Annotated in this window: 21 protein-coding genes; 17 read left to right on the forward strand and 4 right to left on the reverse strand. The window is 59.9% G+C overall.

Going from position 1 to position 26,152, the window contains the following annotated elements; genetic code table 11:
- Nucleotides 1–181 precede the first annotated feature (181 nt).
- Both FEZ21_RS21485 and FEZ21_RS21490 read right to left on the reverse strand, forming a co-directional pair.
- Nucleotides 182–1,576 (reverse strand): PhoH family protein, encoded by a 1,395-nt coding sequence (locus FEZ21_RS21485; RefSeq protein ID WP_003440099.1) that lies wholly within the window; start codon nt 1,574–1,576, stop codon nt 182–184.
- 329 nt (nt 1,577–1,905) lie between these two features.
- A complete protein-coding gene (locus tag FEZ21_RS21490) occupies nt 1,906–3,027 on the reverse strand; it encodes a polysaccharide deacetylase family protein (RefSeq protein WP_003440097.1) in 1,122 nt (373 codons plus the stop codon).
- Between the two features lie 210 nt (nt 3,028–3,237).
- Between FEZ21_RS21490 and yaaA the strand changes: the two genes are divergently transcribed.
- The 15 genes from yaaA (at nt 3,238) to FEZ21_RS21570 (ending at nt 22,546) form a co-directional block, all read left to right on the forward strand.
- Nucleotides 3,238–4,017 carry a peroxide stress protein YaaA gene (yaaA, locus tag FEZ21_RS21495; protein ID WP_003440096.1) on the forward strand — a complete coding sequence of 260 codons (780 nt, stop codon included), beginning with the start codon at nt 3,238–3,240 and terminating at the stop codon, nt 4,015–4,017.
- A gap of 633 nt (nt 4,018–4,650) precedes the next feature.
- Nucleotides 4,651–5,967: a nucleotide sugar dehydrogenase gene (locus tag FEZ21_RS21500; RefSeq protein WP_160628359.1), complete on the forward strand. Its 1,317-nt coding sequence runs from the start codon at nt 4,651–4,653 to the stop codon at nt 5,965–5,967.
- A gap of 71 nt (nt 5,968–6,038) precedes the next feature.
- Nucleotides 6,039–7,520, forward strand: coding sequence for a mannuronan synthase (gene alg8, locus FEZ21_RS21505; protein WP_160628361.1), 1,482 nt, complete (start codon nt 6,039–6,041; stop codon nt 7,518–7,520).
- 35 nt (nt 7,521–7,555) lie between these two features.
- Nucleotides 7,556–8,725: an alginate biosynthesis protein Alg44 gene (locus tag FEZ21_RS21515; protein ID WP_010656004.1), complete on the forward strand. Its 1,170-nt coding sequence runs from the start codon at nt 7,556–7,558 to the stop codon at nt 8,723–8,725.
- Nucleotides 8,726–8,727: 2 nt separating this feature from the next.
- Entirely contained in the window at nt 8,728–10,209 is a 1,482-nt protein-coding gene (gene algK, locus FEZ21_RS21520; RefSeq protein ID WP_160628363.1) for an alginate biosynthesis TPR repeat lipoprotein AlgK, read from the forward strand.
- The gene (locus FEZ21_RS21525) at nt 10,206–11,681 is read left to right on the forward strand and encodes an alginate export family protein (protein ID WP_160628364.1); all 1,476 of its coding nucleotides are present in this window, start codon (nt 10,206–10,208) and stop codon (nt 11,679–11,681) included. The genes algK and FEZ21_RS21525 overlap by 4 nt, the downstream gene beginning before the upstream one ends.
- A gap of 26 nt (nt 11,682–11,707) precedes the next feature.
- Nucleotides 11,708–13,279 carry a mannuronan 5-epimerase AlgG gene (gene algG / locus FEZ21_RS21530; protein ID WP_160628438.1) on the forward strand — a complete coding sequence of 524 codons (1,572 nt, stop codon included), beginning with the start codon at nt 11,708–11,710 and terminating at the stop codon, nt 13,277–13,279.
- 11 nt (nt 13,280–13,290) lie between these two features.
- Nucleotides 13,291–14,724, forward strand: a complete 1,434-nt coding sequence (locus FEZ21_RS21535; RefSeq protein WP_160628366.1) for an alginate O-acetyltransferase — start codon at nt 13,291–13,293, stop codon at nt 14,722–14,724.
- 8 nt (nt 14,725–14,732) lie between these two features.
- Complete coding sequence (locus FEZ21_RS21540; RefSeq protein ID WP_160628368.1) at nt 14,733–15,854, forward strand: mannuronate-specific alginate lyase; 1,122 nt, start codon at nt 14,733–14,735, stop codon at nt 15,852–15,854.
- A 239-nt stretch (nt 15,855–16,093) separates the two neighbouring features.
- A complete protein-coding gene (locus FEZ21_RS21545; RefSeq protein ID WP_160628370.1) occupies nt 16,094–17,644 on the forward strand; it encodes an MBOAT family protein in 1,551 nt (516 codons plus the stop codon).
- Between the two features lie 12 nt (nt 17,645–17,656).
- The gene (locus FEZ21_RS21550; protein WP_010656010.1) at nt 17,657–18,835 is read left to right on the forward strand and encodes an alginate O-acetyltransferase; all 1,179 of its coding nucleotides are present in this window, start codon (nt 17,657–17,659) and stop codon (nt 18,833–18,835) included.
- 31 nt (nt 18,836–18,866) lie between these two features.
- Entirely contained in the window at nt 18,867–19,523 is a 657-nt protein-coding gene (locus tag FEZ21_RS21555; protein WP_037001371.1) for an alginate O-acetyltransferase AlgF, read from the forward strand.
- Nucleotides 19,524–19,647: 124 nt separating this feature from the next.
- Nucleotides 19,648–21,099: a mannose-1-phosphate guanylyltransferase/mannose-6-phosphate isomerase gene (locus tag FEZ21_RS21560; RefSeq protein ID WP_160628372.1), complete on the forward strand. Its 1,452-nt coding sequence runs from the start codon at nt 19,648–19,650 to the stop codon at nt 21,097–21,099.
- A gap of 153 nt (nt 21,100–21,252) precedes the next feature.
- A complete protein-coding gene (locus FEZ21_RS21565) occupies nt 21,253–21,717 on the forward strand; it encodes a hypothetical protein (protein ID WP_003440059.1) in 465 nt (154 codons plus the stop codon).
- Between the two features lie 10 nt (nt 21,718–21,727).
- Nucleotides 21,728–22,546, forward strand: coding sequence for an SDR family oxidoreductase (locus tag FEZ21_RS21570; protein WP_003440057.1), 819 nt, complete (start codon nt 21,728–21,730; stop codon nt 22,544–22,546).
- Nucleotides 22,547–22,596: 50 nt separating this feature from the next.
- On the opposite strand, the gene FEZ21_RS21575 is transcribed toward FEZ21_RS21570, so the two are convergent.
- Nucleotides 22,597–23,481, reverse strand: coding sequence for a LysR family transcriptional regulator (locus FEZ21_RS21575; RefSeq protein ID WP_003440032.1), 885 nt, complete (start codon nt 23,479–23,481; stop codon nt 22,597–22,599).
- A 109-nt stretch (nt 23,482–23,590) separates the two neighbouring features.
- Here FEZ21_RS21575 and FEZ21_RS21580 point away from each other — a divergent pair, with 109 nt between their 5' ends.
- Both FEZ21_RS21580 and FEZ21_RS21585 read left to right on the forward strand, forming a co-directional pair.
- Nucleotides 23,591–24,814 carry an MFS transporter gene (locus FEZ21_RS21580; RefSeq protein ID WP_160628374.1) on the forward strand — a complete coding sequence of 408 codons (1,224 nt, stop codon included), beginning with the start codon at nt 23,591–23,593 and terminating at the stop codon, nt 24,812–24,814.
- Nucleotides 24,815–24,828: 14 nt separating this feature from the next.
- Nucleotides 24,829–25,224: a DUF4440 domain-containing protein gene (locus FEZ21_RS21585; protein WP_160628376.1), complete on the forward strand. Its 396-nt coding sequence runs from the start codon at nt 24,829–24,831 to the stop codon at nt 25,222–25,224.
- 52 nt (nt 25,225–25,276) lie between these two features.
- On the opposite strand, the gene FEZ21_RS21590 is transcribed toward FEZ21_RS21585, so the two are convergent.
- Nucleotides 25,277–26,143: an HlyD family secretion protein gene (locus tag FEZ21_RS21590; protein ID WP_003440026.1), complete on the reverse strand. Its 867-nt coding sequence runs from the start codon at nt 26,141–26,143 to the stop codon at nt 25,277–25,279.
- Nucleotides 26,144–26,152 lie beyond the last annotated feature (9 nt).

Genomic DNA, 26,152 nt, shown 5'->3' on the forward strand with positions numbered 1-26,152 from the left:
CGACTCTCCTGTCTTGGCCAACTCCTGGGAGCGCTGCATGCCTGAACCCGAACAACACACTGCAACAGCGCGTAAGCCGAGCAAGCTTACCTCAGGCTACTGAAGCAGGAGCGAGCTTGCTCGCGAGCTGTTCAAAAGCTCGCGAGCAAACTCGCTCCTACAGGTTTATTGCCGGGTTAACTCAGAGGTGAGATTCGGCGTACTCGGCCAGAATCGAACGCGGTACCCCTTGCAGGGCGATGTGCACACCGTTGGGGAAGTCCTTGAAACGCTCCGTCAGGTAGGTCAGCCCCGAACTGGTGGCCGACAGGTAAGGCGTATCGATCTGTGCCAGGTTGCCCAGGCACACCACTTTCGAACCTGCGCCCGCACGGGTGATGATGGTTTTCATCTGGTGCGGTGTCAGGTTCTGGCACTCGTCAATCAGGATCAGGCTTTGCTGGAAGCTGCGGCCACGGATGTAGTTCAGGGATTTGAACTGCAACGGCACCTTGCTCAGGATGTAATCAACGCTGCCATGGGTGTTTTCGTCCTCCATATGCAAGGCTTCAAGGTTATCGGTGATGGCCCCCAGCCAGGGTTCCATTTTCTCGGCTTCGGTGCCCGGCAAGAAGCCGATTTCCTGATCCAGCCCTTGCACGCTGCGGGTACAGATAATGCGCCGGTAGCGCTTGCTGACCATGGTTTGTTCGATGGCGGCGGCCAGCGCCAGAATGGTTTTCCCCGAACCCGCCGCACCCGACAGGTTGACCAGATGAATGTCCGGATCAAGCAAGGCAAACAGCGCCAGCGCCTGATAGATATCCCGCGGTTTGAGCCCCCACGCTTCCTGATGCAGCAGCGGCTCCTGATGCAGGTCGAGAATCAGCAGGTGGTCCTTGCGGATCTCTTTGATCCAGCCGACAAAACCCTGTTCATCAATGATGAACTCGTTGATATGCACGGCCGGCAGGTTGTCGATCAACTGCACCTGATGCCAGGTACGGCCATGGCCCTGACGGGTTTCGACTTTGCTGACCCGGTCCCAGAACGAGCCCGTCATGGTGTGATAGCCACGGGGCAGCAGCGCCACGTCGTCAACCAGCTGGTCAGTGCTGTAGTCCTCGGAGGCGATCCCGCACGCCCGGGCCTTGAGGCGCATGTTGATGTCTTTGGTCACCAGCACCACACGCCGCGCAGGGTCACGGGTATGCAGATCGATCAGCTGGTTGATGATGATGTTGTCGTTGAGGTTTTCAGGCAGCAGCGCGTTGGGCTCCCGGCGCTTGTTCATCAGAATCGATAAAAAGCCTTTGGGACCGCTTTTGCCCCGCAGAATAGGTACGCCCAACTCGACGTCTTCGGGAGAAGACGCGCCCAGTGTCTGATCAATCAGACGGATCGCCTGGCGACACTCCGCAGCCACCAGTAATTTGCCGGTTTTGAGTTTGTCGAGCTCTTCGAGCACCGTCATCGGGATGGTGACGTGGTGTTCCTCGAAGTTAAGCAATGCGTTTGGATCGTGAATCAGAACATTGGTATCGAGCACATAAAGGATTGGCTGGTTGGAAGAAGGAGTGCGTCCGTGATCATCCATACTCGGTCACCTTTGTGGGAGCCATTCGACGCAATACCTCAACAGTGCTGCGCCTCGAAGTGACTGCCGAACTCATCTGATGCGTTCAGATGAATACCCTTCCCGATGGGTCCTGGAAGACGCCACCTGTGGTGCAGGTTTCGGCGGTCTGTCTTCGTAATACTCCTAAACGTGTGACAAAAAAAAGGATTTTTAACGAATAAGGAATTTATTTTTCAGACTGACGAATAGCCTTGGCGGATGCCCGAAGCGCAGCTAGAGTCAGAGGTCTATATGTAATCTTTTGTTACCCCAGCCCCGCAGGAACGAGCTGTTTGAAAAGCTCGCTCCTACATAGCCTTCGCGCAATCCTCCCAGCCAAGCCCGCTCTGCGCCGTCGCCTTCAATAGCCAGGGCACTGCACTGCGCACCTTGTCCTGGGTATCGTGAAAGACAATAACCCCATGGCGCCACAGCAGCATCAGGCTCAACACCCGTTGCGCCGACTGTTCGGCGGTCAGGCTGGCAGCCAGGTCCCGGGAATCAATGTCCCATAGCGCCACTTTCAAGCCTTGTGCCCCAAAGAACCCGGCGCTGTCCGCCCGACGCTGCCCATAAGGCGGACGAAACAGGGGAACGTAGTTCTGCGGCACCACTTGCCTGACCAACGCCACACTGCGCAAGATCGAACCCTGCCAGTCTTGCCAATGGCTATGGGAACGATACTCCCAGCCCTGCACGCCCACGCATTGCCCCTTGTACAGCGCTTGCACTGCCGCTTCCGAGCTTTTATCGAGTCGCCCTTGCAGACCGTTACCCAAGACAAAGAAAGTGGCACTGATGGACTGCTTGCGCAGATAGTCGGTCAACCAGTCCGTGTTGCCCGGCAACTGTGTCGGACCGCTGTCAAAGGTCAGCATGAACAGCCGGTCATTCATCTCGTCGCCGTTGAATTCCTGATCGCCAAACAGACCGATTTCGCTGCTGATTTGCGGGAACAGTGCCGCCAGGCGCAATTGCTCATCCAGATAGCGCCGGTGAAACTCGCGACTCGGCCCGGCCCAGGCGGCATAAAACGAATCATCGGCGACTTCGAACTTGCCGGCCTGCTCACGCAAACTGGCCATGTCGTCGACGTAATAACAAAACGATGCATCCTGGTCGCAGCTTTGCTGGGCAAAATCATAATTGGCCAGCAGCCGCAGCCACATCCTGCGCCGAACGCCATCAATCTCGTCGATGTTGATGATTTTCAGATTCAGGCGCTGCTTCAGGGCGTCGTCATCAAGTGCCTCGCTGGTCAGCAATTCACGGGCGAAGGTCAGGATTTCGGCACGCGAGGCCACATCGAACAAGGCCGGGCTGAGCAATTGTTCGGGCCAGGTGCTGCGGTCCAGCGTCGCGGGTTCATTGGTTGCGGCGACAGCCCCCGAACCCAGCAGCCAGGCGCAGAAAAAAAGAGCAATGCGCACGGATCAGTTCCCCTTTAAATAACTGCCAGCACTATAACCGCACCGTAGTCCCTGACGAGGCACGAGGTTGCGAAAGGATTTGCTGAGGCTGCTTCGGCCCTTGTTGCAACCTCGTACCTTGTCAGCGACGAGGGCTTTCTATCACCACCATAGGTGGAGTCAAAACCCGCCAGCGCCTAGAATCGCCCGACGCTAAAAGGAGACGACCCCATGCTGATGGTGATTTCACCCGCCAAAACCCTCGATTACCAGACGCCGCCGGCCACTGCGCGGTTCACTCTGCCGCAATACCTGGACCACTCCCAGGAGTTGATCGAGCAATTGCGCGAGCTGAGCCCGCAACAGATTGGCGAACTGATGCATCTATCCGACAAGCTGTCGGGCCTCAACGCCGCCCGTTTCGGTAGCTGGACACCGGCCTTCACCCCGGAAAACGCCAAGCAGGCGCTGCTGGCCTTCAAGGGCGACGTGTACACCGGCCTCAACGCCGTGGACTTCAGTGAAGCCGACTTTGACTACGCCCAGACTCATCTGCGCATGCTCTCGGGCCTGTACGGCCTGCTGCGCCCATTGGACCTGATGATGCCGTACCGCCTGGAAATGGGCACCAAGCTGGCCAATGCCCGAGGCAAGGATCTTTACGCGTTCTGGGGCACGCGCATCAGTGAATGGCTGAATGAGGCCCTGGCCGAACAGGGCGATGACGTGCTGCTCAACCTGGCGTCCAACGAGTACTTCTCGGCGGTCAAAAAACCGGCCCTGAACGCACGCATCATCAACACCGAATTCAAGGACCTGAAAAACGGTCAGCACAAAATCATCAGCTTCTATGCGAAAAAAGCCCGGGGCATGATGAGCCGCTTTGTGATCAAGGAGCGGATCAATAACCCGGAACTGCTCAAGCAGTTCGATGAGCAGGGCTATCGCTACAGTGCCGAGCAGTCAAAACCTGACCTGCTGGTCTTCTTGCGTGATCACGCCCCCGAGTAACCCCCGCCCTTATGACGCAGCTCTGCCCCACAGAGCATGCGTCGCGCTGTAAAAATCCTGTCTCTGTGCTCCATGAACTTAAATTCACTCGACAACGGTGAATTTTTTTCGTAATGGCACCCTGTTTTTTGTCCGGTAATGGCACTTAACTATTAGCCACAACTAACTACCCGTAATTAAAGGGCCAAACCTCAAGTGCCATCAATATGAGACCAGTGCCATCTTTTTCGTAAATGTTCATATTCCGAGAAAACGCGATCAACGGATTGGAACTATGTCCATAAGCGCCGCTCAGAGAACCCGTAACATTTATTACAAGGATTGTAGGATATGACTTACAACCAAGGCTCCAACTTCGAAGGTATATACGACTGAAGTAAGCATGATAAAGATGAGCGTCAACCCTCATCACGAGCGGCATTAAATCGTTTAAAAACCAACGATTTACAGACGATCATCGACAATACACGGCTGCCCCCTTCACCCGGCACGCCTTGCAGTAAATCATCAGTTGACTGCCATTCGCACAACTTAAAAAAGTTTGAACATTAACAATGCCGATTCCTGGCGTTGCGGACTTTATTCGCCGTAATTCCTGGCTCGCCCACACTTTAGATGACAGAGGTATACGCGATGCGCATTAGCATATTTGGTTTGGGTTACGTCGGTGCCGTGTGCGCCGGTTGCCTCTCTGCACGTGGCCACGAAGTTATCGGAGTGGATATTTCCCAGGATAAAATCGACCTGATCAACCTCGGCAAGTCGCCCATCGTTGAACCCGGCCTGGGCGAACTGCTGGCCCGGGGCATCCAGACCGGCCGCCTGCGCGGTACTACCCATTTTGCCTCGGCGATTCGTGAAAGCGATCTGTCGATGATTTGCGTCGGCACGCCGAGCAAGAAAAACGGCGACCTGGAACTCAACTACATCGAAGCGGTGTGCCGTGAAATCGGCGCGGTGCTGCGTGACAAAACCTCGCGCCATACCATCGTGGTACGCAGCACCGTATTGCCGGGCACCGTGAAAAATGTCGTGATCCCGATCCTTGAGCAATGCTCGGGCAAAAAAGCCGGTATCGACTTCGGGGTCGCAGTAAACCCTGAGTTCCTGCGTGAAAGCACCGCCATCGCCGACTACGACCAGCCACCAATGACCGTGATCGGCGAACTCGACACCGCCTCCGGGGATGTGCTGCAGGCACTGTACGAAGAACTCGACGCGCCGATTATCCGCAAGGACATCGAAGTGGCCGAGATGATCAAGTACACCTGCAACGTGTGGCACGCCACCAAAGTGACCTTCGCCAACGAAATCGGCAACATCGCCAAAGCAGTCGGCGTGGATGGCCGCGAAGTGATGGACGTGGTGTGCCAGGACAAAACCCTCAACCTCTCGCAGTACTACATGCGCCCCGGCTTTGCCTTCGGCGGCTCGTGCCTGCCCAAGGATGTCCGTGCACTGACCTTCCGTGCCGGCTCCCTGGACGTTGCAGCACCGTTGCTCAACTCACTGATGCGCAGCAACGAATCACAAGTACAGAACGCCTTCGACATCGTCTCCAGCCACGACAAACGCAAAGTCGCCCTGCTCGGTCTGAGCTTCAAGGCCGGTACCGATGACCTGCGTGAAAGCCCGCTGGTTGAACTGGCCGAAATGCTGATCGGCAAGGGGTTCGAGTTGAGCATCTACGACACCAACGTCGAATACGCCCGCGTTCATGGTTCGAACAAAGACTACATCGAATCGAAAATCCCCCACGTCTCGTCCCTGCTCAACTCGGATTTTGACGCAGTGATCAACAACAGCGACCTGATCATCCTGGGTAACCGCGACGAAAAATTCCGCGCCCTGGCGCAAAACGCCCCCCACGGCAAACAAGTGATCGACCTGGTGGGCTTCATGTCCCGGGCCACCAGCGTAACCGGCCGCACTGAAGGCATCTGCTGGTAACAAACCGATATCCCCCCGCAGGAGCGAGCTTGCTCCTGCGGGGCCGCGCAGAACCCAAACGGATACTGATCATGCCCAGGCTTAAAAACGGCCTTCTCCAGGCCGCCGGTTGGCTGTTTTACCTGACACTGTTGATGGGTCTCGCCCTGGCGCTGCCGACATCGATCTTCGACGCCGAGTCGAAAAACTTTATTTTCCTGATTGGCGCCGTGGGTATCTGGCGCTACTCAATGGGTGCCACGCACTTCCTGCGCGGCATGCTGTTTTTATATGTGGTGTACCCGCACCTGCGGCGCAAAGTGCGCAAGCTGGGCACGGCTGCCGACCCCTCCCACGTGTTCCTGATGGTCACCAGTTTTCGCATCGACGCCCTGACCACCGCCCAGGTGTACAGCTCGGTGATTCGTGAAGCGATCGACTGCGGCCTGCCCACCACCATCGTCTGCTCGCTGGTCGAGCTATCCGATGAGTTGCTGGTCAAAAGCATGTGGCAACGCCTCAACCCGCCAGCCCGGGTCAAACTGGACTTCGTACGCATCGCCGGCACCGGCAAGCGCGATGGCCTGGCCTTTGGTTTTCGCGCCATCTCCCGCCATCTGCCGGATGACCGCGCAGTGGTTGCAGTGATTGACGGCGACACCGTGCTCGCCCCCGGCGTAGTACGCAAAACCGTGCCCTGGTTTCAGCTGTTCGGCAATGTCGGCGGCCTCACCACCAACGAATTCTGTGAAGTGCGCGGCGGCTACATCATGAGCGAATGGCACAAGCTGCGCTTCGCCCAGCGCCATATCAACATGTGCTCCATGGCCCTGTCCAAACGCGTACTGACCATGACCGGGCGCATGTCGGTATTCCGCGCCAATGTGGTCACCGACCCGGCCTTTATCGCCGATGTGGAAAGCGACTCGCTGCAGCACTGGCGCCTGGGCCGCTTCAAGTTTTTGACCGGCGATGACAAGTCCAGCTGGTTCAGCCTGATGCGCCTGGGTTACGACACCTTCTACGTGCCGGACGCCGCCATCTACACCGTGGAACACCCGCCGGAAAAAAGCTTTATCAAGGCCAGCCGCAAACTGATGTTTCGCTGGTACGGCAACAACCTGCGCCAGAACGCCCGGGCCCTGGGCCTGGGGGTCAAACGCCTGGGCCTGTTCACCAGCCTGGTGCTGTTCGACCAGCGGGTATCGATGTGGACCTCTTTGCTGGGCCTGACCGCCGCGCTGATCGCCACGGCCCGATACGGCATCAGCTTCCTCATCGCCTACCTGCTGTGGATCGGTTTCACCCGCCTGATTCTGACCCTGTTACTCGCCTGCTCCGGGCACCGGATCGGCCCGGCCTACCCGCTGATTCTTTATTACAACCAGATCGTTGGCGCCCTGGTGAAGATCTACGTGTTCTTCCGCCTCGACCAGCAATCCTGGACCCGTCAGGACACCAAATTGACCCGTGATCTGGCCAGCTTTCAACGTTGGTTCAACACCTGGTCGTCCCGGACCATGACCTTCTCCGCCGGCAGCATCTTCGTCGCCGTGCTGTTGCTGATGGTCTGAACCGCTTCGATCGAATTAACCAGGAACAAGACCTTATGAACACTCAAGTAAACGCCAACGTTGTCCACGAATCTGAAGCCCAGCGTCAGCATGCGCGGGTCAAAATCCCGGCCAGGCTGCACTTTTCCGGCGCCGATCGTACGCCGATGGAGGTCAAGCTGATTGACCTCTCGGCCGGGGGCCTGAGCTTCAACGCCGCCAACCAGACCTTCAAGGCCGGCGACCTGATCAAGGGGCGCTTACAGTTTGTGATCGACAACCTGGGCCTGACGATGGACGTCGACCTGCTGGTGCGCAACGCAGACCGCCAGACCGGTCGCGTCGGCTGCCAGTTCCAGAACCTCGACCTGCAAGACATTGCCACCTTGCGCCACCTCATCACCTCGCACCTGAGCGGCGACATCGTGACCATGGGCGAAGTCCTGGCCACCCTGCAACGCGACAACTTCACCAAGGCGCGCAAGGTCAAGGACGGTGGCAGCGGCATGAGCCCATTCGGGCGGTTCAAAGCCGTCACCTTCAGCGCCGGGATTTTTTTCGTCGGCCTGCTGGCCTTCGGCTTCGTGGCCAAATCGGTCTACGGCCTGTACTTCGTGACCCACGCCCAGTCGGCACTGGTCAGCGTGCAGGGCCTGAACATCACCATGCCCCGCGACGGCACCGTGCAAAGCCTGATCAAGGATGACCAGCTGGCGGCCAACGGCGCGCCCCTGGCCACCTTCAGCACCAGCATGCTCGATGTGCTCAAGGGCCATCTGGACGAAAACCAGCTGCAACCCGAAAACATCGAAACCCTGTTCGGCAAGCAAATGACCGGCACCCTGACCTCGCCTTGTGACTGCGTGGTTGCCGAGCAACTGGTCGCCAACGGCCAGTACGCCAGCAAGGGCGACGTGATTTTCAAACTGGTACCGCGCAACAGTGAAGCCGACGTGGCAGCACGCTTCAGCTATCGCCAGTTTGGCAACGTACTGCCCGGCACCCGGGTCAACTTCCAGGTGGCCGGTGAAGACGCCGTGCGCAGCGGCAAGATCATCAGCAGCACCAGCCTGGACAGCGACAACCTGTCCTCGGACATCCGCGTGCAAATCAAGCCGGACGCCCCGCTCGACAGCGCCCTCACCGGCCGCCCGGTTGAAGTCAGCAGCGACCGGGGGCCGTCGCTGAACTGGCTGATCGACAAAGCCATGGCCGCGGGTCTTTAACCATGACAAACCCTACCCCCAATCAGTTGTGGGAGCTGGCTTGCCAGCGATTGCATCCCCCCGGTGTTGCAGGCCAACCCCATGGACCGTATCGCTGGCAAGCCAGCTCCCACAAGATTACCGCGCTATGTCTGCTGGCCATCGCCCTGGCCGGCTGTTCCGGCCTGCCCGATCAACGCCTGGCCAATGAAGCGCTCAAGCGCGGCGATATCGCCACCGCGCAACAGAACTACCAAGTGCTGGCAGACCTGGGCTACACCGAGGCCCAGGTTGGCCTGGCCGATATCTGGATGCAAAGCCGCGACGCCGGGCAATTGAAAAAAGCCGAAGCCACCTACCGGGCAGCGGCGAAAACTTCGCCCCGGGCCAAGGCGCGTCTGGGTCGCTTGCTGGCAGCCAAGCCAGGCGCCAGCGAAGCCGAACTGCACGAAGCGCAAACCTTGCTCAAGCAAGCCTTTGCCAGCGGCGACGCCAGCAGCCTCACGCCTTTGGCCATGCTGTATTTGCAGCACCCGCAGAGCTTCCCCGAGGTCAACCCGCAGCAACAAATCAGCCAGTGGCTCGCGGCCGGCTATCCCCAGGCGGGCCTGGCACAAATTGCCCTCTATCGCATCCAGGACACCTACGACCAGCATCTGGATCAAGTCGAATCCATCTGCAAACAGGCGCTGGCCAGCAATGACAGCTGCTACGTCGAGCTGGCCACGGTTTATCAGAAACAAGGCAAAACCGAGCAACAGGCACACCTGCTCAAGCAACTGCAAAACGCTTACAGCCGTGGCACGGCATCAGCCCAGCGGGTCGACGGGGTCGCCCGGGTGCTGACCGCCTTCGGCACTCCCGACCCGGACACGGCCAAGTCGCTGCTGGAGAACATCGCACCGGTTTACCCGGCGTCCTGGGTCAGCCTCGCGCAACTGCTCTACGACTTCCCGGAACAAGGCGATGTCGCGCAATTGCAGGAGTACCTGGACAACGGCCGGGCCGCAGACCAGCCGCGAGCCGAACTGTTGCTGGGCAAGCTGTACTACGACGGCAAGTGGCTGACCCCGGACGCGGCAAAAGCCGAGGCGCATTTCCTGCAGGCAGTGGATAAAGAAGTGGCCGCCGATTACTACCTGGGGCAGATCTACCGCCGGGGCTACCTGGGCCAGGTCTACCCGCAAAAAGCCCTCGATCATTTGCTCAAGGCCGCCCGCAACGGCCAGAACAGCGCCGACTTCGCCATCGCCCAGCTGTTCTCCCAGGGCAAGGGCACCCGCCCCAACCTGCTCAATGCCTATGTATTCAGCCAGTTGGCCATAGTCCAGGACACCCCGCAGGGCAACGAGCTGGCCGCGCAACTCGACGAGCAGTTACCCGTAGAGCAGCGCGCACAAGCCCGGCGCCTGCTGCAAAAAGAACAAGCGCTGCGTGCCAGCCTGAGCCAGAACGCCCTGGCCGTGCAGTCGCTGGAACAAGAAAACGGCGAGGAAGCCCTATGACCCTGAATCCCTTTGTGAAAGCCGGCATTGGTCTGTCTTTCGCCCTGCTGTGGTCGTGTCCGACCCTGGCCGCCCTGACCGACGAGCAGAATTTCGGGCTGGACCTGAAAGTCACCGCCCAGTCCGAAGACGATCGCGACCTGGGCACCCGCGAGGGAGGCGACGTCAACGGCGTGGGTCTGGACCTGCGCCCCTGGGTATATGGCGAGCGCGGTAACTGGAGCGCCTACGCCATGGGCCAGGCCGTGACCTCCAGCGACATCATTGAAACCGATACCCTGCAGCAGTCCGATCAAGAGCAATCGAGCAGCGGCAATGACGCGCGCCAACCGGACAAAAGCTATCTGGCTTTGCGCGAATTCTGGATCGGCTACAAAGGCTTCACCGCTTACCCCGGCGAGCAGCTCAAACTCGGACGCCAGCGCCTGCACAACGATGACGGTATGTGGCGCGATACCAATATCGAAGCCCTGAACTGGACCTTCGACACCACCCTGCTCAAGGCCAACCTCGGTGCTGCCCAGCGCTTCAGCGAGTACCGCACCGACCTCAGCGAACTGGCCCCGGACGATCAGGACCGGTTGCACCTGTACGGCGACATTTCGGCGCAATGGCAGCCCGGCCAATGGGTCGGCGTCCGCGCCCACCACAGCCACGACGACGGCAAGCTCAAACACGAAGGCGCAGAAGTCGACGCCCTGGATAAAACCCGTAACGGCGACCTGACCTGGCTCGGTATCGAGGCCAACAGCGACGCCTACAACTACCGCAACAGCAACACCGTCAATTACTGGGCCAGCGTCACCGGCATGACCGGCAAGCGCGACACCCTGGCCACCTCGACGATCGACGGGCGCACCCTAGCCGGCGCCAAAACCAGTGACGACGTCGACGGCTGGGCCACCGATCTGGGGGTACGTTTGCGCCTTGATCCGAACTGGCAAGTGGGCGCTGCCTACTCCCGGGCCAGCGCCGACTACCAGCAGACCGGGCTTGAGAGCAACCGCTCCAGCTTCACCGGCACCCGCTCGCGGGTCCACCGTTTCGGCGAAGCCTTCCGTGGCGAGATGCAGAACATCCAGAGCGCCAGCCTGTTCACCTCGTGGCAGTTGCGCGAGGACTACGACGCCAGCCTGGTCTATCACAAGTTCTGGCGCGTCGACGCCAGCAAACCGGTGGGCAGCAACGGTATCAATGCCGTAGAAAACAGCGAAGACCCCACCAGCGGCCTGCTCTCCAGCACCTCGCTGCCGCTGGTCGACGGCAAAAACGACCTCGGTCAGGAAATGGATCTGGTGGTCACCAAGTACTTCAAACAAGGCCTGCTGCCGGCCGCCCTCAGCCAGTCCATCGATGAACCTTCGGCGCTGGTGCGCTTTCGCGGCGGTGTATTCAAGCCCGGCGATGCCTACGGCAAAAGCGTCGACTCATACATGCACCGCGCGTTTGTCGACGTGATCTGGCGCTTCTGATGACCACGCCAACGGGAGTGCGAGAGATGATCCATCCTGCCAATAAAGGCGCAATCAGCCTGCTGGCCGGCGCCCTGCTGCTGGCAAGTTCAGTCGCCTTTGGCAATGTCGAGCCACTGCGCCCGGGCCTGGCCAAAGAGCTGCAACAGGCCAGGACCTATACCGTGCGTACAGCCCCCAGTGCGCCGCTGGAAATAGCCAAACCGGCACTGCCCGACACCAGCGGCTACACCGCCGAAGCAGTTGCGGCCAAGATCGTGCGCAGCACCGCCGGCAAGGTCAGCGTGCGCCGCATGATGCAGGAAAACGCCCTCAAGGATTTCATCGGCGGCGACAACAAGATGGCCGAATGGGTGGTGCGCCAGGGCGGTATCCCCCAGGCAATTTTCATCGACGACGGCTATGTAAACCTCAAGGATCTGGCCCGCCGCCTGCCGAAAAAATACTTCAGCGAAACCGCACCGGGGGTGTACCTGGCACGCTTGCCGATCGTGGTCGGGCACAAGGGCATTCTGGAAATCGACAGCAGCACCAGGGAGCTGCGCCTGTCCGAAGAAGCCGGTGCGTTCATGGTCAACGACGGCCAGCTGTTCGTACGCGACACCAAGGTTACCGGCTGGCGCGAAAAGGCCAACGGCCCGGCGACCTTCCGTGATGCCAAAGAGTTTCGCCCGTTCCTGCTGGCCTGGGGTGGCACCGAGACTTATATCGTCAACAGCACAATGGCCAGCTTCGGCTACGCCAACAGCAAGTCGTACGGGGTGAGTATTTCCCAGTACACACCCAACATGGCCAAGGTGGTCAAGCGCGATGAGCCCACCGGCTGGATCCTGGGCTCCGAATTCTCGGACATGTGGTACGGCTTCTACTGCTATGAAACCCGCGACTTTGTAGTCAAGGGCAACACCTACCGCGACAACATCGTCTACGGCATCGACCCCCATGACCGTTCCCGCGGGCTGATCATCGCCGACAACGATGTATTCGGGACCCAGCGCAAGCACGGGATCATCATTTCCCGCGAGGTGAACGACAGCTTCATCTTCAACAACCGCAGCCATGACAACAAGTTGTCGGGCCTGGTGATCGACCGCAACAGTTCCAACAACCTGATTGCCGACAACCAGATTTTCCAGAACCACACCGACGGCATCACCCTGTACGAGAGCGGCGACAACCTGCTGTGGGGCAACAAGGTGATCAACAACCGTCGCCACGGAATCCGGGTGCGCAACAGCGTGAATATCCGGCTGTACGAAAACATCGCCCTGGCCAACGGCCTGACCGGCATCTACGGCCACATCAAGGATTTGACCGATACCGATCGCGATATCGACCTCGACCCGTTCGACACCCAGGTGTCACTGATCCTGGTGGGCGGCGAACTGGCCGGTAACGGCAGCGGCCCGCTGAGTATCGACTCGCCCCTGAGCATCGAGCTGTATCGGGTATCGATGCTGGCCCCGAGCAAATCCAGCGGCATCAGCTTCAACGGCATTCTGGGTGAGCGCCAGAGCGAGATTCTCGACCTGCTGGTGCGCCAGCAAAAAGCCGTGCTGATCGACCCCGTTGAACGCCAGACCGAAATGCGCGACTGAGGATGACTGTTATGCCCCCCAAAATGATCAAATTTCTAAGCTTGTCGGGCCTGACCGCCGCCATCCTCGCTGTCAGTGCCGGCGTGCAGGCAGATGAGATTCAAGCCCCGGCGTTCAACGCAGAACCCTGCTGCAACCTGTGCCCCCAAGCCCACGATGCGAAAAACTACACCACCCGCTACCAGCAAAACTTCACCACCCTGGTGCAGGCTGAAGGCGACTGGCTGTTCCGCACCCAGGAAGACCTGCGCACCGAATTCGATACCACCCCTGCCGGCTACCGACGCATGCAGCAACTGCACGATGCGTTCAAAAGCAAAGGTGTGGAACTGGTGGTGGTGTATCAACCGACCCGCGGGCTGGTCAACCGCAACAAACTGATGCCTGCCGAGCGTGACCGCTACGACTACGACAAGGCCCTGAAAAACTACCAGGCCATGCTCGGGCGCTTCGCCAAAATGGGCTACCACGTGCCTGACCTGTCGCCTTTGACCAACGAAAAACAGGCCCACGATTTCTACTTCCGCGGCGACCAGCACTGGACACCCTACGGCGCCGAACGCACCGCCAGAATCGTCGCCGACACGGTGAAAAAAATCCCCGCTTTCGCCGATATTCCCCGGCGCGAATTCGAAACCAGAATCTCCGGGCGCATGGGCAAGACCGGCACCCTGCACAACATGGCCGGCCAGTTATGCGGCACCAGCTATGCCGTGCAGTACATGGACCAGTTCAGCACCGAGCCCAGGGGCGAAGCCGCTGACGGCGACCTGTTCGGTGATTCGGGCAACCCGCAGATCACCCTGGTGGGTACCAGCCACAGCGGTAAGAACTACAACTTCTCGGGCTTTCTGGAGCAGTACATCGGTGCCGACGTGCTCAACGTCGCCTTCCCCGGTGGCGGCCTTGAAGGCTCGATGCTGCAGTACCTGGGCAGCGAAGAATTCCAGAAAACCCCGCCCAAGGTGCTGATCTGGGAGTTCTCGCCGCTGTATCGCCTCGATCAGGAGGTCACCTACCGGCAAATGCTGGCCCTGCTCGACAACGGTTGCCAAGGCAAGCCCGCGCTCCTGAGCAACAGCACCACGCTCAAGCCCGGCGCGAACCAGATGCTGGTCAATAGCCGCAACCTGGACCTGCGCAACGCCAATCACCAAATCGACATCCGCTTCGCCGATCCGTCGGTGAAAACCTTGCAAGCCACCCTCTGGTACATGAACGGACGCCACGAGAATCTGAAAATCGACAAGCCGACCACTTCCGACACCGACGGGCGTTTCGCCTTCGAGCTGCGCACTGACGAAGACTGGGCCAGCCAGAACTTGCTGGCCATTGAAATCGAGGGCCCGCAAGCCGGGGCCGAGCCGCAGAAAGTCGAGGCCCGACTCTGCAAACGCAACGTATTCCCCTCCCCTGCGCATCCCGACGCGCAGGCCGGACGATGAGGTATCTGATGCCAACTGCACCGATCACACTACGTTCATTACTGACCCCCGCCCTTCTCGGGCTGGCGATGTTTGCCAGCACCGCCAACGCCGCCGGAGCACTGCGCCCGCCCCAGGGTTATTACGCCCCGGTGGAAGCCTTTAAAACCGGCGATTTCAAAAACGACTGCGGGAGCATGCCGCAGCCGTATACCGGCAAGCTGGAATTTCGCAGCAAATACGAAGGCTCGGACAAGGCCCGCTCGACACTTAATGTCGACTCGGAAAAAGCCTTCCGCGACGCCACCTCCGGCATCACCACCCTGGAACGCAGTACCAGTAAAAAGGTGATGCAGTTCATGCGTGACGGTCGCCCGCAACAGCTTGAATGCACGCTGAACTGGCTCACTGCCTGGGCCGAGGCCGATGCGCTGATGAGCAAAGACTTCAATCACACCGGCAAGTCGATGCGCAAATGGGCGCTGGGCAGCATGGCCTCGTCTTATATCCGCCTGAAATTCTCCAGTTCGCAGCCCCTGGCCCGGCATCCACAGCAGGCGCAGGTGATCGAGGCCTGGTTCAGCAAAATGGCGGATCAGGTGGTCAGCGACTGGGACAACCTGCCGCTGGAAAAAACCAATAACCACTCGTACTGGTCGGCCTGGTCAGTGATGGCCACCGCCATCGCCACCAATCGTCGCGACCTGTTCGACTGGTCGGTGAAAGAGTTCAGGGTCGGCGCCAGTCAAGTCGACGCCCAGGGCTTTTTGCCCAACGAACTCAAGCGCCAGCAACGCGCCCTGGCCTATCACAACTACGCCCTGCCGCCCCTGTCGATGATCGCCAGCTTTGCCCTGGTCAATGGCGTGGACCTGCGCAACGAAAACAACGGGGCCCTGAAACGCTTGGGCGAGCGCGTGCTCAGCGGGGTCAAGAACCCGGATGAGTTCGAACAAAAGAACGGCAAGAAGCAGGACATGACCGACTTGAAAGTCGACGCCAAATTCGCCTGGCTCGAACCGTTCTGCACCCTCTACACCTGCACCCCGCAGGTGATTGAAATGAAACGCGGCATGCAACCGTTCAAGACCTTTCGCCTGGGTGGTGACTTGACCAGGGTCTACGACCCGGCCCACGAAAAAGGCAAATAGCCCACCACCCTGACCCTTCTGTAGGAGCGAGCTTGCTCGCGAGCTCTTCGAGATCAAAAGATCAAAAGATCAAAAGATCAAAAGATCAAAAGATCAAAAGATCGCGAGCAAGCTCGCTCCTACAGAGGGGAAAAGGGAAAACGCGAAGAAGGGATTGCATCGATTTACCCCCCCGAGTTTTTCATGGGGGGTTTGGGGGGGCCTGGCCCTTTACTGTTGGTCAACACGGAGAAGTCAGGATGGTTTTTTCATCCAATGTGTTCCTGTTTATGTTCTTGCCAGTATTTCTGGCGCTGTATTACTTGAGCGGGCAACGCTATCGCAATCTGCTGCTGCTGCTCGCCAGCTATGGGTTCTACGCCTGGTGGCGGGTGGATTTCCTGGCACTGTTTATCGCCGTCACCCTCTGGAACTACTGGATCGGCCTCAAAGTCGGGGCCGCCGGGGTGCGCACCAAACCTGCCCAGCGCTGGCTGTTGCTCGGGGTAGTGGTCGACCTGGCGATTCTGGGCTACTTCAAGTACGCCAACTTTGGCGTCGACAGCATCAACGCCATGATGAGTTCGGTCGGCCTCGACCCGTTTATCCTGACCAACGTACTGCTGCCCATAGGGATCTCGTTCTACATCTTCGAGTCCATCAGCTACATCATCGACGTGTACCGCGGTGACACCCCCGCTACCCGCAACCTCATCGACTTTGCCGCCTTTGTGGCGATCTTCCCGCACCTGATTGCCGGTCCCGTGCTGCGCTTTCGCGACCTGGCCGACCAGTTCAACAACCGCACCCACACTCTGGATAAATTCAGCGAGGGCGCCACGCGGTTCATGCAGGGCTTTATCAAGAAGGTGTTCATCGCCGACACCCTGGCAGTGGTCGCCGATCACTGTTTTGCCCTGCAGGACCCGACCACCGGTGATGCCTGGCTCGGCGCGCTGGCGTACACCGCGCAACTGTACTTCGACTTCTCCGGTTACAGCGACATGGCGATCGGCCTGGGCTTGATGATGGGTTTCCGTTTTATGGAAAACTTCAAGCAGCCCTACATCAGCCAGTCGATCACCGAGTTCTGGCGCCGCTGGCACATCAGCCTGTCCACCTGGCTGCGTGATTACCTGTACATCACCCTGGGCGGCAATCGCAAAGGCACGCTGACCACCTACCGCAACCTGTTCCTGACCATGCTGCTCGGCGGTTTGTGGCACGGCGCCAACATCACCTACATCCTGTGGGGAGCCTGGCACGGGCTGTGGCTGGCGCTGGAAAAAGCCCTGGGCCTGAACACCAATCCCCGGGCCCTGAACCCGATCCGCTGGGTACTGACCTTCTTCATCGTGGTGCTGGGCTGGGTGATTTTCCGCTCCGAAAACCTGCACGTCGCCGCTCGCATGTATGGCGCCATGTTCAGCTTCGGCCAGTGGTCACTGTCGGAACTCAACAGCGCCAACCTCACCGGCCTGCAGGTTGCCACCCTGATCGTTGCCTACCTGACCCTGGCCTTTTTCGGCCTGCGCGACCTGTACCACACGCCAAAAACAGCCGGTAAAACAGACGCCGACGGCCCTGCCACCGCGCAACCGGGCCTGATCAAGGCCGTCCCCGGCGATGTGCCGGGCAGCCTGCACCTGCCCGGTTATACCCAGGGCACCGAGGCCACTGTGCAACCGCCGTACTGGGTCGCTGACTGGCCGCGCTACGCCATGCGCAGCCTGATCGTGCTGCTGTTCATCGCCTCGATTCTCAAACTTTCGGCGCAAAGCTTTTCGCCGTTCCTCTACTTCCAGTTCTAAGGGGAGCCGATCATGAACCGGACTTTACGCATCCTCTACGTCACCTTCTTCTGCGGCCTGCTGGTGGGCCTTGGGCTGCTGGCCACCCGCAGTTTCATCGGTTTCAACACCACCGACAAAGACACCGTACTCAACGGTCGCTGGAGCAAAGCCGTCGAAACCCGTTACGACGATGAATTCCCGATCAAGCGTCTGGGCACCAACCTCTGGGCAGCACTGGATTTCACCCTGTTCAACGAAGGTCGCCCCGGCGTGGTGCTGGGCCGCGATCAATGGCTGTACAGCGACGAGGAGTTCAAGCCGTGGCCCGATGCCGAGCAGCACGTGGCAGACAACTATGCCCTGGTTGAGGGCGTGCGCCGGACCCTCGAGGAGCGCGGGATCAAACTGGTAATGGCCGTGGTGCCGACCAAGGTGCGCCTGTATCCCGAACATATGGGTGAGCAGCGCCCGGCCGCCATTTATGCCGATCTGTACCGTGACTTCCATGCCCGCCTGGCCGCCAGCAAGGTGCTGGCGCCAGACCTGCTGGGCCCGCTGCAACAGGCCAAGCAGGCCGGGGCCCAGGTGTTCTTGCGTACCGACACGCACTGGACGCCGGACGGCGCACTGATTGCGGCCCAACAACTGGGGGCTTCGATTGCCGAGCAATTCCCCCTCAGCGGCAGCCCGCAACAGTTTGTGACCCAGGCGCAAAAAGTTGTGCAACACAACGGCGACCTGGAGCGGTTCCTGCCACTGGACCCGTTGTTCAGCAACCTGCTGCCGCCGTCCGAACCCCTGGAAAAACGCAGCACCCGTCCCGCCGAATCGGCTGCTGACAGCGAAGATTCATTGTTCACCGACAGCGAAGTGCCGGTGACGCTGGTGGGTACCAGCTACAGCGCCAACCCCAACTGGAACTTTGTCGGCGCCCTGAAACAGGCGCTGCGCAGTGATGTGATCAATGACTCCACAGACGGCCACGGGCCGATCCTGCCGATGCTCGCTTACCTGCAGAGCGATGGGTTCAAAAACAGCCCGCCCCAGGTGCTGATCTGGGAATTCCCCGAGCGTTACCTGCCGGTGGACAACGAGATTGGCGACGCCGACCCGCAGTGGGTCGCGAGTCTGAAACAGGCCACCGGCCGCCAACCGCAAGTCGCACAGAACACTGCTGAATCCGAGACGCCCGACCGGGCGCAAAACTGAAAGAGAGGTACTACTGATGTCATTCAAAGCCATGCCGTTTACACCTGCTCCACGTCGTCTCGCCAAATCCCTCGCGCTGGTTGCGGGCATGAGCCTGCTCTCAATGCAAGCCTTGGCCGGCGGTGATGCCGCCCTCTACGGCCCGGTTGCGCCGAAGGGCTCGAGCTTTGTGCGTATTTTCAACGCCAGCCCCCAGCAAGTCAGTGCCACCGTGGGCAACACCGCCCTCGACGACGTGCCCGCCCAGGGCAGCAGCGAGTTCAGCTTTATGCCCCAGGGTGATTACAGCGCCAAAGTCGGCAGTCAGAACCTGTCGGTGCAACTGGCCGCCGATCACTATTACACCCTGGTCAACAGCGCCAGCGGCCAGCCGCAATTGATTGAAGAACCACCGTTCAAGAACAAACAGAAGTCCCTGGTGCGGGTGCAGAACCTCACCGATAAAACCCTGACCCTGAAAACCGCAGACGGCAAGACCGAGGTGGTCAAGGCCGTGGCCGCCAAGGGCCGGGGCGAGCGCGAGATCAACCCGGTCAAGGTCAGCTTTGCGCTGTTCGATGGCGAGCAAAAAATCACCGATCTCAAGCCTGTAGCCCTGGAACGCGGTGAAGCCGCCGTGCTGTACGTCATCGGCAGCGGCGCCAGCGTCTCGCCGACCTGGGTAAAGCGCCCGGTTTCGACCCGCTAAAAGCCTGCCCTTGTCTGTAGGAGTGAGCTTGTTCGCGATCTTTTGATGTTGTTTCAACAATCAAAAAATCGCGAGGCAAGCTCGCTCCTACGGGGAAAACCTATTTCAGATTTGGAGAGACAACATGATTCCGGTAATTCTTTCTGGTGGTAGCGGTTCGCGTCTGTGGCCTTTGTCGCGCAAGCAGTTTCCCAAGCAGTTTCTGGCCCTGACCGGCGAGCAGACCCTGTTCCAGCAAACCCTCGAACGCCTGGTATTCGAAGGCATGCAGGCGCCGATCGTGGTGTGCAACAAAGACCACCGTTTTATCGTCAATGAGCAATTGGCCAACCGCAGGCTCGAGACCCAGCGCATCCTCATGGAACCTTTCGGGCGCAACACCGCGCCCGCCGTGGCGTTGACGGCGATGATGCTGATCAATGAAGGCCGCGACGAGTTGATGCTGGTACTGCCCGCCGACCACGTGCTGGAAGACCAGAAAGCCCTGCAACGGGCGCTGGCCCTGGCCACCGTGGCCGCCGAGCGCGGCGAAATGGTGTTGTTCGGCGTGCCGGCCCTCAAGCCTGAAACCGGCTACGGCTATATCAAGTCCGCAGCCGACGGCTTACTGCCCGAAGGCGTCAGCCGGGTCGCATCCTTCGTCGAAAAACCTGATGCCAAACGCGCTGCCGAGTTTGTCAAAAACGGCGGCTATTTCTGGAACAGCGGCATGTTTCTGTTCCGCGCCAGCCGCTTTCTCGAAGAGCTCAAACAGCATGAGCCGGATATCTATGACACCTGTGTGCTGACCCTGGAGCGCAGCCAGCAGGATGTCGACACCATCGACATCGACGACGCCACCTTCGCCTGCTGCCCGGACAACTCCATCGACTATGCCGTGATGGAAAAAACCCTGCGCGCCTGTGTTGTCCCGCTGACCGCAGGCTGGAGTGACGTGGGCTGCTGGTCATCGCTGTGGGACGTCAATGAAAAAGACGTCAACGGCAACGTCTGCAAGGGCGATGTGGTCATTCAGGACAGTACCAACTGCATGATCCACGGCAACGGCAAACTGGTATCGGTGATCGGTCTGGACAGCATTGTGGTGGTGGAAACCAAGGACGCAATGATGATCGCCCACAAGGACAAGGTTCAGGGGGTCAAACAGATGGTCAACACTCTGAACAAACAAGGCCGCAGCGAAACCCAGAACCATTGCGAGGTCTATCGTCCGTGGGGCTCCTATGACTCGGTGGACATGGGCGGGCGGTTCCAGGTCAAACATATTTCGGTCAAGCCCGGCGCCTGCCTGTCGCTGCAAATGCACCACCACCGCGCCGAGCACTGGATCGTGGTTTCGGGCACGGCAGAGGTGACCTGCGACGAGAACGTGTTCCTGCTCACCGAAAATCAGTCGACCTATATCCCGATTGCCTCGGTCCACCGCCTGCGCAACCCGGGGAAAATCGCCCTGGAAATTATCGAAGTGCAGTCCGGCAGCTATCTGGGCGAAGACGACATCGAGCGCTTTGAAGATGTATACGGACGCTCGACGCCAGTGGGCCGTGGCGTGTCGATCAAGACCATCGCCCAGTAGTCGCTGCCGCAGGCCATTGCTTTCGGCTCTGCGGCGAACAAAAGACCTCGCAGCCTGCGGCAGCGATTACAAGTGCCGCAGAGCGGCATCGTGCTTGATGCCGCGCGCTTCACCCCTCATGCTGACAGCTCATCTTCAGTCAAGGCGAGCGTCATGCTTATCGGCGTTTTACTGATCTTCACCTGGCTCATCCTGCTGCTGCGCTATCCGTCCAAGGCCTTGCCGGTGTCGCTGGCGGCAGTGATCGGCCTGGGTCTGGTGGCAGCCTCAGTGGCGTGGCTGGACAACCGCGAAGCCCGGCAACTGGCACGGCTTGAGCTGCGCATTACTTATGCCCCCGGCGAATGCCCGGCTGACCGCCCCCTCTCTGTTACCCTGCGCAATGGCAATGACGTACCGCTGATCGAGCTGAGCTGGCGTATCGCGGCCTATGCTCCGGGCGATACCGTCAACCTCGCCGACAACCTCTACACTGCCCCGCGCTATCGCGGACCCGGCGAGCTGCAAGGCGCTGCGAGCTGGCATGACTGTTTGCCCATGCCGACCTTGCGCGCCGGCTATCGCCCGCAGACCCTGGAATTTCGCGCAGAGCGCCTGCAAGGCAGCTTTTCCAACTAAGGATTTTTTGATGCCCCGTGTCTTGATCACCGGTTGTTCCAGTGGCATTGGCCGCGCGCTGGCCGATGTCTTCCACAAGGCCGGCCATGAGGTCTGGGCCTGTGCCCGCAAACCGCAAGATGTGGCCCGACTGGCCACGGCCGGGTTTAACGCGGTGCAACTGGATGTGAATGATCCGCCAGCGCTGGCGCTCCTGGCCGAACGTCTGGCCGATGACGGTCTGGACATGCTGATCAACAACGCCGGTTATGGCGCCATGGGTCCGGTGCTCGATGCCGGCGTCGAGGGCATGCAGCGCCAGTTTGAAACCAATGTTTTTTCCGTGGTCGGCGTCACCCGTGCCCTGTTTCCGGCATTGCGCCGCAACAACGGACTGGTGGTGAACATAGGCAGCGTTTCCGGGGTGCTGGTCACTCCGTTTGCCGGAGCCTACTGCGCCTCGAAAGCCGCCGTGCACGCCCTGAGCGATGCCCTGCGCATGGAACTGGCACCCTTTGGCATTCGCGTGCTGGAAGTACAGCCCGGCGCCATCGATACCTCGTTCGCCAGCAATGCCTGCGCCGAGGCTGAAGTGCTGATTGCCCAGGATTCGCCCTGGTGGCCGATGCGTGAAGGTATCCGCGCTCGCGCCAGGGCTTCACAAGACAAGCCGACGCCGGTGGCAGCGCTTGCCGAAGCGGTGTTCAACGCCACGCAAAAAACCAGGCCGCCGGCGCTATTGCGTTACGGCAATGGCAGCCGTGCCCTGCCGCTGCTGGCCGCGTTGCTGCCGGGCTGCCTGCTGCAAAAAATCCTCATGAAGCGGTTCGGGTTAAATACCGGGAACTGAAGAACTGTCACCTGTAGGAGCGAGCTTTAGAGGCTCGCGCCTGCCGTTTTTTAGCTCTGGTGTTTCATGAAATCGATAAACACCCGCACTTTGAGCGGCAGATGGCGGGTATCGGGATACAGGGCGTACACCCCCTGGCGGGTCAGTTGCCATTCAGGCAGCAGGTGAATCAGGCGGCCGGTGCGCAAGTCGTCTTCGATCAGCCAGTCGGGCAGGATCGCCACGCCCTGCCCGGTCAGGGCAAAGGCGCGTAACACCGAGGAATTGTCGGCCTTGATCCGCGCCCTGGCGGGGTTGGGTTGATAGGCCTGAGTCGCTGCATGGCCGACATGGCTGATACTCAACTCCCCGACCCGCCCGTGCTCCAGCCACGGGGTCTGCTCAAGGGCATGCACGGAGTCGATGGGCGCCACGCTGGCGACAAATGCCGGTGAGGCCACGGGCAGAATAGCGAAAGTACTCAATTGCACGGCCCGATGGCTGGAGTCCACCACCCGGCCGAGCCGCAGGGCCACGTCAAAACGCTCGGAGATCAAGTCTGCGTGGGTCGATGAAGTGGACAACTGCACCTTGAGATCGCGGTGCAGGTCGCGAAACAGCTCCAGCGCCGGCACCACCTTGGCCAGTGCATATTCCACAGTGGTGGTAATGCGTAATGTGCCCTTGAGCTCGGTGTGTTCGCTGCGGGCTTCGTCTATCGCCAGTTGCGCGGCTTCCAGCATGCTCAGGCAGTGCAGATAAAAACGCTCGCCGGCCTCGGTCAGCGCCAGCCGCCGGGTGTTGCGCGTCAGCAGGGTCACCCCCAGCTCGGCCTCCAGCCGCTTGATGTTAAAGCTCACCACCGCGCGGGTTTGGCCCAGCAAATCGGCGGCGGCGGTCAGGGAGCCGGCTTCGACCACAGCTTTGAAGGTGTCGAATCGATCGAGGCTGACCATGCTGAATACCGTCCATTGTCAAAATAATTTTGACAATCTAGCAGCCCGGACGCCGTTCCTCCAATCGCAAAAGCAGCCTACTGTGCCCGGCGCAATCAAGGAGCCGGTCATGGCCTATCGCAACAAAATCGCCCTGGTGTATTTACTGGGCTTCGCACTGGATCTGCTGAACATGTTCGCCGCCGCCATTGCCTACCCCGACATCAGCCAGCAACTGCAGGCTTCGGTCAGCCAGCTGGGCTGGGTCGGCAATGCCTACATGCTCGGCCTGACCCTGGTCATCATCCCCGGCGTGTGGCTGGCGGCAGTGTTTGGCGAAAAGCGCCTGATCATGGCCTCGCTCTTGCTGTTCAGCCTCGCGTCATGGGGCGTGGCGCAGGCAGGCTCGATTGAGGCGCTGATTGGCTGGCGCCTGCTGCAGGGGCTGGGCGGCGGGTTATTGATTCCGGTCGGCCAGGCCATGGTCTATCGGCATTTCCCCGTACGCGAACGGGCTCGCCTGACCTCGATGATTTTGCTGGTGGCGTTGTTGGTGCCCGCGCTGTCGCCGACCCTGGGTGGGCGGATCGTGGAGGCATGGTCATGGCGCTGGGTGTTTTATGCCAACTTGCCGCTGGCGTTACTGGCGCTGTTGCTGGCCGGCTGCTGGCTCAAATCAGAGTCGCCCCCGACCCCACGCCCGACGCTGAATTACCACAGCCTGGCAACCGGAGCCCGGAGCATGGGGGGCTTGCTGAAAAGCCCGTTGTTGCGGGTGGCGATGCTCACTTATCTGTTCATCCCCGGGATTTTTATCGGCACCCAGCTGGTGAGTATTTTGTATTTTCATCAATCGGGTTTAAGCCCCGCGCAGACCGGGGCCCTGATGCTGCCGTGGGCACTGGCCTCGGCCCTGGGCATTAGCCTGAGCCGCTATCAATTCAATCACCTCGGGCCAAAACCCCTGCTCCTGCTGGGCATGACGGCCCAGGCAGCGGGTATTGCGCTGTTGATCCAGGTGGATGCATCAAGCACATGGCAGACGATGGCGCTGTACGGACTCATGGGCTTTGGCGGCAGCCTGTGCAGCAGTACCGCGCAAAACACCGCGTTTATTGATGTCAGTGCCCAGCGCATGGGCCATGCCAGCGCGCTGTGGAATATCAACCGGCAGTTGAGTTTTCTGCTCGGCCCGGCGTTGATGATGGGCCTGTTCGCGGCTTTGACCGCGCTCACCTCGACGCCCCGCGCCTTTGCCCTATGCTTTGCCATCGGCGCCGCGTTGACCCTGTTGCCGCTGTTTGCAGTGTTACGCCTCAATACCCCACGCGTGCTGGCGTTGCTGGCACCCTGACCGAAGAGAAATTGATGACTGACTATTCGCGCTACTTCGACCTTGTAACCGAAACCCACGTCGAGATTGAAGGCTGGTTTTCCGGACTTGAGCCTGGGGTGCTGCCCACCTTGCTCGGGCGTTTTTCAGAGCAGTTTTCGATGATCACACCCAGCGGCAAAGAGCTGGATGCAAACGCTGTAGAGGCGCTGTTTGAACAGCTGCGCGGTGCCCGTCCGGGGCTGAAGATCACCCTGAGTGACTTCAAGGGCATCGCCCTGTATAGGGACGGCGCGGTGGTCAGCTACCGCGAGTTGCAAGAGGAACACAACGGCAACCGTACCGATCGACGCGCCACCGTGGTGTTTGAAAAGGACGCCAGTGCCAAGGTGCTGTGGCGCCATTTGCATGAGACCTTCAGCGCGGATTGATACCCCGGGCAGGCCCTGTGGGAGCTGGCAAGCCAGCTCCCACAAAAAAACATTATTGCGCTGCTGCATCCTGCTGCACGATCACCGTGCAGGTGGTGCCCGCTGCCAGCAGGAAGCCGTCGGGGATTTCGTCGATGTGGATCCGCACCGGTACCCGCTGCGCCAGGCGCACCCAGTTGAATGTAGGGTTAACGTCGGCCACCAGCTCCCGGCTCTCGGGGTTGTCGCGGTCGTAGATGCCCCGGGAAATGCTTTCAACATGGCCCTTCAATACTTCGCCGCTCATCATCTGCAGGTCGGCTTTGTCGCCCACGCGAATGTGCGGCAGTTTGGTTTCTTCGAAGAAGCCATAAACCCAGAACGAGTCCATGTCGATCACCGCCATTTTCGGATCGCCGACCCGTGCATAGTCACCGCGATGCACATTGAGGTTGGTCACGTAACCGTCCACCGTAGCCAGTACCTTGGTCCGCTTGAGGTCCAGTTGCGCCGCGTCCAGCTGGGCCAGGGCGTGCTGGTAATCGGCCAGGGCCGAGTCGGCGATGTTGCTGGCGTCGTCGCGGTTCTCGCGGGAGATCACCATGCTGTCCATGTCTGCCCGGCGATGGGCATTGACCTTGCGCATCTCCCAGGTGGCCTTGCGGGACGCCACCAGTGATTGCGCCTGCTTGACCATGATCTGGTAGTGCTCGGGGTCGATTTCCAGCAGAACGTCGCCCTTTTTCACCAACTGGTTGTCCTTGACCGGTACCCCGACCACGTAGCCGTTAACGTCGGCAGCGACGTTGATAATGTCGGCCCGCACCCGACCATCACGGGTCCAGGGGGTATTCATGTAATGCTCCCAGAGGGTGCGGCCGATCCATATGGCAAGGGCCAGAACCAGCAAGGTGGCAAGCAGGCTGAAAAACTTTTTCATCGGATCGGT

Source organism: Pseudomonas sp. 9.1(2019), assembly GCF_009910445.1.
GTDB classification, from domain to species: Bacteria; Pseudomonadota; Gammaproteobacteria; order Pseudomonadales; family Pseudomonadaceae; genus Aquipseudomonas; species Aquipseudomonas paraversuta.